General features: G+C 74.0%; 12 protein-coding genes. 5 read left to right on the forward strand and 7 right to left on the reverse strand.

The annotated features are described in order from the left end of the window. Positions 1-91 precede the first annotated feature (91 nt). Positions 92-1,732: an acyl-CoA dehydrogenase family protein gene (locus ACIQCH_RS37810; RefSeq protein WP_402588800.1), complete on the reverse strand. Its 1,641-nt coding sequence runs from the start codon at positions 1,730-1,732 to the stop codon at positions 92-94. 17 nt (positions 1,733-1,749) lie between these two features. On the opposite strand from ACIQCH_RS37810, the gene ACIQCH_RS37815 reads away from it, so the two are divergent. Together ACIQCH_RS37815 and ACIQCH_RS37820 are read left to right on the forward strand one after the other, a co-directional pair. Beyond that, complete coding sequence (locus ACIQCH_RS37815) at positions 1,750-2,895, forward strand: YihY/virulence factor BrkB family protein (protein ID WP_402588802.1); 1,146 nt, start codon at positions 1,750-1,752, stop codon at positions 2,893-2,895. 53 nt (positions 2,896-2,948) lie between these two features. Further along, positions 2,949-3,686: a helix-turn-helix domain-containing protein gene (locus ACIQCH_RS37820; RefSeq protein ID WP_402588804.1), complete on the forward strand. Its 738-nt coding sequence runs from the start codon at positions 2,949-2,951 to the stop codon at positions 3,684-3,686. On the opposite strand, the gene ACIQCH_RS37825 is transcribed toward ACIQCH_RS37820, so the two are convergent. Beyond that, positions 3,614-4,048 (reverse strand): VOC family protein, encoded by a 435-nt coding sequence (locus tag ACIQCH_RS37825; RefSeq protein ID WP_402588805.1) that lies wholly within the window; start codon positions 4,046-4,048, stop codon positions 3,614-3,616. The genes ACIQCH_RS37820 and ACIQCH_RS37825 overlap by 73 nt on opposite strands. Before the next feature lie 394 nt (positions 4,049-4,442). On the opposite strand from ACIQCH_RS37825, the gene rsgA reads away from it, so the two are divergent. Then, positions 4,443-5,645 (forward strand): ribosome small subunit-dependent GTPase A, encoded by a 1,203-nt coding sequence (gene rsgA / locus ACIQCH_RS37830; protein WP_402588807.1) that lies wholly within the window; start codon positions 4,443-4,445, stop codon positions 5,643-5,645. Positions 5,646-5,743: 98 nt separating this feature from the next. Here rsgA and ACIQCH_RS37835 read toward each other — a convergent pair whose 3' ends face one another. Both ACIQCH_RS37835 and ACIQCH_RS37840 read right to left on the reverse strand, forming a co-directional pair. Next, positions 5,744-7,312 carry a caspase domain-containing protein gene (locus ACIQCH_RS37835; protein WP_402588809.1) on the reverse strand — a complete coding sequence of 523 codons (1,569 nt, stop codon included), beginning with the start codon at positions 7,310-7,312 and terminating at the stop codon, positions 5,744-5,746. Between the two features lie 17 nt (positions 7,313-7,329). After that, positions 7,330-7,842 carry a hypothetical protein gene (locus tag ACIQCH_RS37840; RefSeq protein ID WP_402588811.1) on the reverse strand — a complete coding sequence of 171 codons (513 nt, stop codon included), beginning with the start codon at positions 7,840-7,842 and terminating at the stop codon, positions 7,330-7,332. A gap of 230 nt (positions 7,843-8,072) precedes the next feature. Between ACIQCH_RS37840 and ACIQCH_RS37845 the strand changes: the two genes are divergently transcribed. Continuing rightward, positions 8,073-9,017 (forward strand): helix-turn-helix domain-containing protein, encoded by a 945-nt coding sequence (locus tag ACIQCH_RS37845; protein ID WP_402588813.1) that lies wholly within the window; start codon positions 8,073-8,075, stop codon positions 9,015-9,017. A gap of 62 nt (positions 9,018-9,079) precedes the next feature. Here the strand turns inward: ACIQCH_RS37845 and ACIQCH_RS37850 are convergent, their stop codons facing one another. The 3 genes from ACIQCH_RS37850 to ACIQCH_RS37860 form a co-directional block, all read right to left on the reverse strand. Further along, on the reverse strand, positions 9,080-9,460 hold the full coding sequence (locus ACIQCH_RS37850) for a PPOX class F420-dependent oxidoreductase (RefSeq protein ID WP_402588815.1): 381 nt from the start codon (positions 9,458-9,460) through the stop codon (positions 9,080-9,082). A 149-nt stretch (positions 9,461-9,609) separates the two neighbouring features. Next, positions 9,610-9,915, reverse strand: a complete 306-nt coding sequence (locus ACIQCH_RS37855) for a hypothetical protein (protein WP_402588817.1) — start codon at positions 9,913-9,915, stop codon at positions 9,610-9,612. A gap of 278 nt (positions 9,916-10,193) precedes the next feature. Then, positions 10,194-11,039 (reverse strand): patatin-like phospholipase family protein, encoded by an 846-nt coding sequence (locus tag ACIQCH_RS37860; RefSeq protein WP_402588819.1) that lies wholly within the window; start codon positions 11,037-11,039, stop codon positions 10,194-10,196. 142 nt (positions 11,040-11,181) lie between these two features. Here ACIQCH_RS37860 and ACIQCH_RS37865 point away from each other — a divergent pair, with 142 nt between their 5' ends. Next, on the forward strand, positions 11,182-11,880 hold the full coding sequence (locus tag ACIQCH_RS37865; RefSeq protein WP_402588821.1) for a TetR/AcrR family transcriptional regulator: 699 nt from the start codon (positions 11,182-11,184) through the stop codon (positions 11,878-11,880). The last annotated feature ends 378 nt before the right edge of the window (positions 11,881-12,258 follow it).

Below are 12,258 nucleotides of genomic sequence, written 5' to 3' on the forward strand. Positions count from 1 at the left end.
CCGGACCACCTACAAAGCAACCATCCACATCACCATGCTCACGAGCAGCTCTTGACGCCCCGACCCCGCCCTTAACTGAACGGCGTTGCCCCTAGCGGTCCAGTGGGATCCGGGCCCGGTCCACCACCGCTCCCAGATCCAGTGTGTGCGGCAGCGTCCCGAACGACGCCCCCCGGTCCCCGCCCAGCCGCGAGGCGCAGAACGCGTCCGCCACCGCCGGCGGCGCCCACCGCACCAGCAACGCACCCTGCAGCACCAACGCCATCCGCTCCGCCAGCCGCCGCGCCCGCGCCTCGATGCCCTCCAGGTCCGCCAGTTCGGTCAGCACGCCCTTGATCGCCGCGTCCAGCCGGTGGTCGGCGCCCCGGGCCCGCCCCACTTCCTGCAGGAACGCGTTCAGCGCCGCCGGCTCCCGCTGCAGCACCCGCAGCACGTCCAGCGCCTGCACGTTGCCCGAGCCCTCCCAGATCGAGTTCAGCGGCGACTCGCGCAGCAGCCGCGGCATGCCGGACTCCTCCACGTAACCGTTGCCGCCCAGGCACTCCAACGCCTCCGCCACCATCGGCGTGCACCGCTTGGTCACCCAGAACTTCGCCACCGGCACCGCGAGCCGGGCGAACGCCCGCTCCGCGTCCGTGTCCGCGTCGTACGCCGCCGCCAGCCGCAGCGCCAGCACCGTCGCCGCCTCCGACTCCAGCGCCAGGTCCGCCAGCACGTTGCGCATCAGCGGCTTGTCGACCAGCTTCCCGCCGAAGGCCTCCCGGTACGTCGCGTGGTGCACGGCCTGCACCAGCGCCTGCCGCATCGCGGACGCCGCCCCGGTCACGCAGTCCAGCCGGGTCGCAGCCACCATCCCGATGACGGTCCGCACCCCGCGCCCGGGCTCGCCCACCCGCCGCGCCCAGGTGTCCTCGAACTCCACCTCGGCCGAGGCGTTCGACCGGTTGCCCAGCTTGTCCTTGAGCCGCTGGATGGCGAACGCGTTGCGCGTCCCGTCCGCCAGCACCCGCGGCACCAGGAAGCACGTCAGCCCCTCGGGCGCCTGCGCCAGGACCAGGAAGCCGTCGCTCATCGGCGCCGAGCAGAACCACTTGTGCCCGGTCAACAGGTACTCGCCCGCCGCGTCCAGCGGCACCGCCGCCGTCGTGTTGGCCCGTACGTCGCTGCCTCCCTGCTTCTCGGTCATCGCCATGCCGAGCAGCGCCCCCGTCTTGCGCGCCACCGGCCGCAGCTCCCGGTCGTACACGCGCGAGGCCAGCAGCGGCTCCCACTGTGCCGCCAGCTCCGGCTCCGCGCGCAGCGCCGGCACGGCCGCGTGGGTCATCGACACCGGGCAGCCGTGCCCCGCCTCGACCTGCGACCACAGGTAGAAACCGGCCGCCCGGCGCAGGTGCCCGCCCGGCCGCCCCCAGGCGTCGGTCAGCCCCTCCGACCGGGCCCGGCCCAGCAGCCGGTGCCAGGACGGATGGAACTCCACCTCGTCGATGCGGTGGCCGTAGCGGTCGTGGGTGCGCAGCCGGGGCGGGTTCTCGTTCGCCAGCCGCCCCCACTCCTGGCACTGCGCGGAGCCGGTCGCGCGGCCGATGCCGCCGAGCTCCGCCCGCACCTCCTCCGACAGGTCCGGGTCGAGGTGCCGGTCCACCCCCTCGACGAGGGCCGGGTCCGAACCGAAAGCGTCGTACCCGGTCAGGGGCGGAGCCTGATTGGTCACGGTGTGGGTGCTCGCTGCCATGCCGATACGGTAAGGACGTGCAGCCGGCAAACGAAACACCCGAGCCCCCACCGGGGCGGCTCCACAGGGCGCGCGCCCTGTACCGCAACGTCTCCAAACGCAAGATGGCCTGGCTGCTGCTCAAGGACACGGTCAACTCGTGCATCGAGTACCGCATCCTCGGTCTCGCCGCCGAGGCGGCCTTCTTCACCCTGCTGTCCCTGCCGCCGCTGTTCCTCGGCCTGATCGGCCTGCTCGGCTACGTCGACGGCTGGACCGACACCCACACCGTCGCGAGCATCGAGGAGAACATCCTGCGGGCGGTCGGCACCGTGCTGTCCGACCGGGGCGTCAACGACGTCGCCAAACCGCTGCTCGACGACGTCACCCGACGCGGCCGCCCCGACATCATCTCGCTCGGCTTCGCCTTCGCCCTGTGGTCGGGCTCGCGCGCGGTCAACGTCTTCATCGACACCATCACCGTCATGTACGGCCTCGACGGCCAGCGCGGCATCGTCAAGACGCGGCTGCTCGCCTTCGGTCTGTACGTCGTCGCGCTCCTGATCGGCGCCGTGGTGCTGCCCCTGATGGTGGTCGGGCCGGACGCGGTCGTCCGCATCGTCCCGTGGGGGACCGAGGTCATCAGCGTCCTGTACTGGCCCACGGTCACGGTGCTGTCGATCGCCTTCCTCACGACGCTCTACCACGTGTCCGTACCGGTGCGCTCGCCGTGGATCGAGGACGTGCCGGGCGCGCTCGTCGCCCTCGCGATGTGGGTCCTCGGCAGCTTCCTGCTCCGGATCTACCTCACCAACACCGTCGAGGGCCCGACCATCTACGGGTCGCTGGCCGCGCCCGTGGCCGTCCTGCTGTGGATCGGCATCTCGGCCTTCGCCGTGCTCGTCGGGGCCGCGGTCAACGCGGCCATCGACCGGGTCTGGCCCTCCGTGGCCACCGCGGCCGCCCGCGAGGCGGCCGAGCGGGCCCGGGAGGCGGAGGCCGCCCAGCTGGTGGCCCGCGCGGCGGCCTGGCGGGCCATGGCCGAGGGGGAGTCCGAGGACGACGAGGACGAGGGCGACATGCCGTCCGAGTTCCCCGAGCGCTGGTCGAAGTTCCTGCCCCCGGAAGACGTGCAGGGGCGGCTGCGCAGCCGCGAGAACCACCACCACCAGCGTCCGCACTGACCGGCCCCCGTCCCGCCCGGCACCGCGCCGCGCGCCACCGCTAGCGTGGAGGCGTGTACGAGGAACGGGCCTCCCGCGCGGTGCCGGGCGCGGTGCTCTGGACCGCCGAGCCGGTGCCGGGGCGCGCCGCGCCCGTGCTGCCCGACGGCTGCATGGACCTGATCTGGGCCGACGGCGGACTGTGGGTCGCGGGCCCGGACACCCGCCCGCACACCACCGGGGACGTCACGGCCGCCCGGTTCGCCGGGCTCCGGTTCGCGCCCGGAACGCTGCCCGCGCTGCTCGGCGTACCGGCGTACGAGCTGGTCGACCGCCGGGTCCCGCTCGCCGAGCTGCGCCAGGTCCGCCCCGGCCCCGGCTTCGCGACCGACCCGGCGGGGGCGCTCGAGGAACTGGCGGCCCGGCTGGCCGCCGGCGCGCCGCCGCCCGACGCGCTGACCGGGGCGGTCGTGGCGTGCCTGGCGGCCGGGCGCAGCGTCGCGGGTACCGCCGCCGCGGTCGGCCTCGGCGCCCGCCAGCTGCACCGCCGCTCGCTGGCCGCCTTCGGCTACGGGCCCAAGACACTCGCCCGGGTGCTGCGGCTGCGCCGGGCCCTGGCCCTGGCCCGGTCCGGCATGCCGGCCGCCGCGGTGGCGCACGCCGTCGGCTGCGCCGACCAGGCACATCTGGCGCGCGAGGTGCGCGAGCTGGCGGGGACGACGCTGGGTGCGTACACGGCTCAGGGCGTGCTGGTCCCGAGCGGGGCGAACAGGGAGACGCCGGTGCCGTCCGGGTCGCGGACGACCGCGTAGCGCTGGCCCCAGAAGGCGTCCCAGGGCTTCAGGTGGCCGTCGTGGCCGGCGGCGGTGAGCTCCTCGTACAGCGCGTCCACCGCGGCCGGCGAGGCGCACCGGAAGGCGAGCTCGCACCGGCCGCCGCTGTCGGCCGGGGGCCGGGTCCAGGACGGGTCGAAGGAGCGGATCACCTGCTCGGTGTCCCAGGCGAGCCGCAGGCCGCCCGGCAGCTCCGCCTCCACGTGCGGCTCGGCGTCGGCCTCCGGCGGGAGCGCGAGGCCGAGGCGGCGGTAGAAGGCGAGCGAGGCGGCCATGTCGAAGACCACCAGGCCGACCAGGTCGAGGCGGGGGGCGGGGAACGGAGTGCGGGATTCGGTCATGCGGCCATCGTGGCGGCCGGGCGGGCCGGGCGTCTTGAAGGAAACGGTCACGGGTGGCCGCCACCGGCGCGGCGGCCGGCCGGCCCGCCGGGGAAAACGGCTGGTCGGGGGCGTGCCGAAAATGAATTGACGGGGGTGCGCGGGGGAGGGTTATGGTTCGTGCGTGCTCAAGGGGCGAGACGCTCCTTGAGGGCCGTTCCTGGTGAACGGCCGTACGTGGACATGGGATTGGCCCATGGGATCGACCAGGAGGTGGACTTCGGTGATTGCCGTCGAGCGAGGCGCTGCCCGCATTCAGAAGCTGATCATTGCCACCTCCGTGGCCGCCGGCTGACTCCTTCCTCTCCGCGCGCCGTGTCGCGCACCGCCGGGGCCACCCTCCGAAGGGTCTCCCTTGTCTTTCTCCTCTCCGCAGGACAGCTCCACCTCTTCCTCCCCCTCCTTCCTCCTTCCGTCTTCGTCCGCTCCCTCCGTCACCTCCGGTGCCGGTGCCGGTGACGCCGACGCCGCGGCCGCGGCGCTCGTCCCGTACGGCTGGGACGCGGACTGGGCCGCCGCGTTCGCCCCGTACGCCGCCGAAGGCCTCGTACCGGGCCGGGTGGTCCGGGTCGACCGCGGCCAGTGCGACGTCGTCACCCCCGACGGGCTCGTCCGGGCGGACACCGCCTTCGTCACCCCGCACGACCCGCTCCGGGTGATCTGCACCGGCGACTGGGCGGCCGTGGAACCGCACGGCAACCCGCGGTACGTCCGCACCTACCTCGACCGGCGCACCGCCTTCGTCCGCTCCACCTCCTCGAAGCGCTCCGAGGGCCAGATCCTCGCGGCCAACGTCGACCACGCGATCGTCGCGGTCTCGCTCGCCGTCGAGCTGGACCTCGGCCGCATCGAACGCTTCCTGGCCCTGGCCTGGGAGTCCGGCGCCCAGCCGCTGGTCGTCCTCACCAAGGCGGACCTCGTCCCGGACCCCGTCACGCTCGCGCACCTGGTCCAGGACGTGGAGACCAGCGCCCCCGGCGTGCAGGTGCTCACCGTCAGCTCGCTGACGGGCGAGGGCATGGACGTCCTCGGGGCGGTCCTCGGCACCGGCACCAGCGTGCTGCTCGGCATCTCCGGCGCCGGCAAGTCCACCCTCGCCAACGCCCTGCTCGGCGCCGAGGTGATGGAGGTGCAGGCCACCCGCGACGTCGACGGCAAGGGTCGGCACACCACCACCACGCGCAACCTCCTCCTGATGCCCGGTGGCGGCGTCCTCATCGACACGCCGGGACTGCGCGGCGTGGGCCTGTGGGACGCCGAGTCGGGCGTCGGCCAGGTCTTCTCGGAGATCGAGGACCACGCCGCCCGGTGCCGCTTCCACGACTGCGCGCACGAGGCGGAGCCGGGCTGCGCCGTGCTGGCGGCCGTCGACAGCGGCGAACTGCCCGAGCGGCGCCTGGACAGCTACCGCAAGCTGCTGCGCGAGAACCAGCGCATCGTGGCCAAGACCGACGCCCGGCTGCGCGCGAACATCCGGCGCGACTGGCGCATCAAGTCGGCCGAGGGCCGCGCCAACTACGAGGCCAAGCGGGGCGGCCGCAGCGACCGCCGGGGGTGAACCCCGGCCGGCCGCGGGCCTGCGCCGCCCGGTCTCCCAGGACGGTCCTGGGAGACTGGGCGGCGAAATCGCGGTGTCGACGCGACCCGGTACGTCTCCTAGTGCAGGGTCGCCGCCATCAGGGTGACGTTCCCGCCCCCGTGGTTCCTTTCGAGCGTGAAGTCGACCTCGAGGAGCGAGGGCTCCGGGGTGCGGAAGGTCAGCTCGTACACCCGGAAGTAGGTCTCGTTCAGCGGACCGGACTCGGTGTCGGCGAAGTCCGAGTAGGCGGGCTTTCCGCCCTTCCCGAGCGCTGCGGAGAAGCGGATCGCGCCCTGGCGGTAGGCGACGTACAGGCGGAACACCCGGGTCGTGCTCTTCGTCGGAACGAGGATGCGGAACCCCGCACCGGGGCCGCCCTGGTAGACCACGGAACGGACGTCGCTCGCCGACTGGTGCGGGGCCTCGCCCCCGGTCCACGAGAACGACACGGGCGAACTGCTCGCGTACAGCCTGAACGGTGCCTGGGTACCCAGTGCGGTGAAGTCTCCGATGACGAAGGCGTCCGCCTTGCGCGTCACGCAGTAGATGTTCAGACCGAGGCACTCCTTCTCCGCGTCCCCGCCGGCGAACTCCGCCGTGACGTCGCGGTCCTTGGGGAGGTACCCCCACTGCACCCAGTCGGTCCTCCCCTCCTCCGGCAGGTCGACGTTCCCGGCGAGGCTCTTCCAGCCACCCCGGAGCAGGCCGTCGACGACGGGCGGGGAGGCTGAGCTCCCCCTGCCCTTCGAGCCGTCGCCGCCGAACGGGTTCAGGACGGCGAGGGCGATCGCCGCGACGGCCACCACGGACACCACGGCCGCCACCAGCGCGAGCAGCCGGTTCGGGCGCGATCCCGTCCGGCCGGCGGTCCGCTCCGGAGCCGACGGTCCGGCCGGCGGCTCCCGGTACGCCCGGTTGCGGGCGAGGGCGAGCCTCGCCGGGTTGCTCCGGGCGGTCAGTTGGGGGTGGGTCCCGTTTCGGTCGCTCACTCTGCCGTAGAGCTCTCGGTGCAGGGTCTGCAGGTCCAGGAACCGGGGCCCCTTCGGGACTCCCTCGGTCAGGAGGGACAGGAGTTCGGCGGTGAAGTCGGTGAAGGTCTGCCCAGCGGGGGCGATCGCTGCCTCGGAGCGCTCGGTGGCGGTCAGCAGGAAGATGCCTTCCACCGGTGGTTCCTCGGGTGGCCGCCGTCTTCCTCCCATCGTGTCGGGCAAGGCTGTACCGCTGTAGCAGCAGTCCAGGATGACGACGTTCCGCTCGGCCCTGGACCGCGGGTCCTTGAGGGCCTTGACGACGTCCCGGTAGGGGAGGGACCAGAACAGCCTGCTCCTGGCCGACCTGGGCATCGCCAGATGCAGGTCCTCGTCGTTCAACGTGTCGAGGAGACCGTGCCCCGCGTAGTACAGCACGAAGGTGTCCTTGGCCTCCGCCGCGAGGGAATGGATCTTCTCGAGCACCTCCTGGGCGAGCTCGGGGCTCAGGACGACGCAGTGCTCCGGCGCCAGACCCCACACCTCGGGGTCCGTGAGCACCGCCCGCAGCGCCTCGAGGTTGTTCGCGGCCGCGGGCAGGTCCGTCAGGTCACTGTTGTTGCGGTGGGCGGGCACTCCGACCAGCAGGCATCGTGAGAGCGCCGGGTCCGGAAGCACTGCCGTGCCTGCGCCGGCTACGCGGTGCCCGACCCGGCGGCCGTCCTGCTCGTATCCGCCGTGCCCAACGCTTCGACCGGGTCCGCCGCCTCGGCCGCCCCCGGAGCCTCAGCCGTGTCTGCCGTGGCCGTCGCGCCCGTCCGAGGCGTCGGACCGGTCTCCTCAGGCACGTCCGGGATCCCGAGGATCCGGGCGATCTCGGCCACCTGCCGTGGTGACGCGCCGTCGAGGGCGACCGTGGTGCCGCCCCCGCTGATCCGTACGGTCGTGGCGGGAAGGAGGCCGGTGCGTCCCCGACGCCAAGCGTCGACCGCCATCGCCAGGCTGCCGAGTGCCGTGACGTTCCCGATGACCAGACTGATCGCTTCCAACGCGGACCCCATGGCTCCGGCGGCGGGTGGCGCGTACACGGGAGCGGGTCGGCAGTGCCTCCGTACGGCGGAGTCGTGGGACAACCACTTGAGCAGTGAAGCCGTGGACCTCTCGCGCTCGCCGAGATCGGTGCTCGAGACGTTCAAGGTGGTGTCCATGGGGCTCCCGCGGTCGCTGATCGGCGGATGGCGAAGCGCATCAAGTATGGCGTGAACTCGCGGGCAATGAGCGGGAGTTACGAGTGCGGACAGCCGCTCCCCGGGGGCTGTCGGACACCGGCAGCGGCACGCCCGGGGCGACGTCCCGGGCGGCCCGTAAGAGCGGCCGTGCGCTGCCTGGTCCTGACAGGGCCAGGCAGTGCGGTCGCGGGCCGGGCGACAATCGGTGCATGACGAGGACCACGGGGACATCCACGACGCGAGCGGCCGCGACCGCCGGCCTGGGCGCGTTCCTGCGCGCCCGGCGCGCCGGCCTCACCCCCGACGACGTCGAGCTGCCCGACTACGGCGGCCGGCGCCGGGTCGCGGGGCTGCGGCGCGAGGAGATCGCCCAGCTCGCCGGGGTCAGCGTGGACTACTACACGCGGATGGAGCAGGACCGCGTACCGAACCCGTCGGCCGAGGTGCTCGACGCGCTCGCCCGGGCGCTGCGGCTGACCGCGGACGAGACCGCGCACCTGCACCTGCTCGGGCGCCCGGCCCGTCGGGCCGCCGGTAGCGGCCGGGCCGGGGCGGAGCGGCCGCGGGTCGCCGGGGTCCAGCAGGTCCGGCCGATCCTGCGCGTGCTGCTCGACGAACTGCGTGACGTGCCCGCTCTGGTGATGGGCCGTCGGATGGACGTGCTGGCCTGGAACCCGGCCGCGAGCGCCCTGCTCGGCGACTTCGCGGCGCAGGACCCCGCCGAGCGCAACATCGCCCGCAACACCTTCCTGAACCCGGTCGCCCGGGAGCTGTACGCCGACTGGACCGCCTGCGCGCGCGAGAACGTCGCCTACCTCCACCTGGAGGCCGGCCGCCGCCCCGGCGATCCGGAGCTGGCCCGGCTGATCGGCGAACTGTCCATGCGCAGCGCGGAGTTCCGGCGCTGGTGGGCCGAACACCCGGTGCAGGACAAGACCGCGGGCCGCAAGGGGTTCCACCACCCCGTGGTCGGCGACCTGGAGCTGGCGTACGAGACCCTGCGCGCGGCCGACGACCCCGACCAGGCCCTCATCACGTACACGGCCGAGCCGGGCAGCCCCGCGCACGACGCCCTGCGGGTGCTGCTGGCCTGGTCCGCCGCCGCGCCGGAGCCGGCCGAGGCCGGGGGACCGGCCGGCGCGGCACGGTCCTGAGGTCGGGGTCAGCCCTGAGGTCGCGGTCAGCCCTGGGGCCGCGGTCAGTCCTGAGGCCGCGGTCAGTCCTGCCCGAGCCCCCAGGAGTGGACGCGCTCGGGGTGGATGACGATCACCTCGGGGCTGAAGCCGGGGCCCAGGTCGTGCGGGCCGGTGCGCAGCTCGGCCCGACCGCGGATCTCGACGCCCCGCACGCGCCAGGGCCGGGTGCTCGCGAGGTCGTCGACCACGAGGGCCAGCTTCGGGTTGGCGATCAGGTTGCGCCACTTCTTGCTGTCGCCCATGCGCATGCCGCCGACCAGGACGGTGCCGTCCTCCTGCGGGAAGAACCCGACCGGATTGGCCTGCGGCTGCCCGTGCGGGTCGACCGTGGCGAGCCGCCCCAGCCGCTGCGAGGCCAGGTAGGCGCGCTCCTGCTCCGTGAACCCCGTGAACGCCCTCATGCCCCCAGCCTCCCCCGGCGGCCTCCGGCCCGCATCGGACCAGGGACGCAGACCGCCCTGGTCCGGGCGCCCTAAGCCTGCCGGCTCGGCCGCTGGTCGGCGGTGCATTCGCCGGGGCTCGTTCCAGAGCGCTTCGGTGTCGGAAGCGCTCAGTAGTACCACCACTCCAGGCAATTGCCGTGAGAGTCCTCCTCCAGGCAGATCCTGGCCGGGATACCGGCGGTCCCCGAGCGCTTGACCGGCTTGTCCCGGTCGACGAACTCGGTGACGATCCGGTCGCCCTCGACCCGGGACACTCCGTGCTGCCGTTCGAAGTCGATGCCCATCTCGCCTTCGAGGGCCAGCCTGGTGATGGCGTACTTCTTCGCCAGCTCCGGGTAGCGCATGAAGACTTCTCCGACGGCATCGAGGAGGGCCGTGTCCGCTGCCGATCCGACTGCGTGCTCGGTTGCCATGGTGGGCTCCTGATCGGTTGGGGGGTGGTCCTCACGCGTCATCACGACACGTGGGAGAACCTGGCGATGTGGGGTGGCACCGGGTCCGCGCCACCGTCTCGCATGCTGCCGCACCGTTTCTGCGGCTGCCATTTCCGGGCGGCCATCGGGTTGAACGTGCGCCTGGGAGCTGCTGCCGTCCTGACCGGGTGGGCCACCCTGACCGGGTGGGCCACCCTGACCGGGTGGGCCACCCTGACCGGGCGGCCGTGGGACCACCGGAAGATGTCCGACTCGGGTCACCGGGACCAGATCGCGGCGACCGTGGCCGCGCAGGCCGTGGCCTGGGCGAAGCCCGCGCGGGCCGCGGCGGGCCGGCGGGAGTGGTCGAGCAGGTTGCGGCCCATGGCCCGCCGGGCCGCCCGGTCGGGACCGAGGACGGCCACCCGGGTCCCTGCCGCAGCCAGCTCGGCGCCCTGCGCCACCGCGTGCGGGTGCGGGCCGACGGCCTTCGGGACGGGCGCGAGGGCGACCACGCGCCGGTGGCCGCGCGCCAGGTGCACGTTGGCCGTGCTGCGGCTGCCGCCGTCCATCCAGAGCCGCCCCGCCACCGACACCGGCGGCCACACCACCGGTACGGCGCAGCTGGCGGCGACCGCCGCCGGCAGGGGGATCCCGGAGTCGGCCCGGAACATCTCCAGCGCACCGGTGCGGGCGTCGACCGAGGCGATGCGCAGCTCCCGGTCGGGCCACTCCCGTACCCCTTCGAGGAGGTCGGCCACCGTCTCGAAGACGGTCGACTCGGGGACCGTACGGGAGGCCAGCGCGGCCCGTCCGAGCCGGCGCACGGAACGCTCCGGGTCGCGCGAGCCGAGCGCGGCCCACAGGAACCGGGCCGTCTGGCCGAGGGTGACCCCGACCGCGGGTGCCGGGGCGGTGCCGTCGAGCTGACCCCCGTACAGCTCTTCGGCCGCCGCCCCGGAGGTCAACCGGGCCCCGATGACCGCCCCGGCGGAGGTGCCGATCACCGTGTCGGCGGCCGCGAGGTCGATCCCCGCGGCGGCGAAGCCGGCGAGCATCCCCGCCGTCCACGCCCCTCCGAGGCTCGCACCCCCGCCCAGCACCAGAGCCCTGTCGTGCGACATCGCCGCGCCCTCCGTCCCCGAGGAAACGGGGAGTGGTCCCCGTTTGTGGTCACGACCCTAACAGGCGTACCGGGGAGTGGTCCCCGGTACGCTGCCACGAGCCGGCCCCGAGGCCGGGCACGCACGGAGGAAGGGGCGGGACATGGCGGCGCAGGAGACACGGCGGCAGCCGGTACGCCGGGACGCCCGACGCAACCGCGACCTGCTCACGGCCGCCGCGCGCGAGGCCTTCGCGGCGCACGGCCTCGACGCCCCGCTGGACGAGATCGCCCGCCGCGCGGGGGTCGGCAACGCCACCCTCTACCGGCACTTCCCCACCCGCGCCGCACTCGTCGAGGCGGTCTTCCACGACGCCCTGCGGGGCACCGTCGAGGCGGGGGAGGCGGCCCGCCGCGCCCCCGACGCGTGGACCGGCCTGGCCGGCTACCTGGACGCGGTCTTCGCCACCCTGGCCGCGGACCGCGGCACCAACGACCTCATGACCACCGCGCTCGCGGACGTCCCCTCGCTCGACACCGTCCACGCGCACAACCACGAGACGGTCGCGCTCCTGCTGCGCCGGGGGCGGGACGAGGGGAGCGTGCGCCCCGACCTGGTGACCGAGGACCTGCTCCTCGCCCTGGCCGCGCTCGGCAGGACCGTACCCGCACTCACCGCGCTCGCCCCCGACGCCTGGCGCCGGCCGCTCGCCCTGCTCCTCGACGGCCTGCGCGCCCGGCCCGGCGCCGATCCGCTGCCCGCGCCCGCCCTCACGCCGGAGGACCTGACGACCGTCCTGCGCGACCTCGGCCCGCACCAGGTCCGCCGCTCACCGGCACCTCCGACCGACCCCGCTCGGTAGGCACCTCACCTCGAAGCGGCCCGTGGCAGACCGTTCCGCTGTGCGGCCCGGGCAGGGTGGGCGGTGTTCTCGACGCCGGTGGGTGCTGTGGTGTGGGGGTGGTGCTTGGGGGGCGGGGCAGGTTTTCGATCTGGGCAGGGTGGGCGGTGTTCTCGACGCCGGTGGTGCTGTGGTGTGGGGGTGGTGCTTGCGGGGCGCGGCAGGATTTCGACGCCGGCACGGTCGGCGGTCTTCTCAACGACCGTGGGTCCCGTGGTGTGTGGGGGAGGCGCTTGACGGGGCATGGCAGGCTGGTCCGGAGGCGGGCCCGGGCCTGGGGTGGCCGAAGGCCAGGGCGAAGCCCCGAAGCCCCAGGGGTGGGCCTGCCGCAGGGCCCGC

The sequence above is a fragment of the Streptomyces sp. NPDC093225 genome, from assembly GCF_044753805.1.
In the GTDB taxonomy this organism is placed as follows: domain Bacteria; phylum Actinomycetota; class Actinomycetes; order Streptomycetales; family Streptomycetaceae; genus Streptomyces.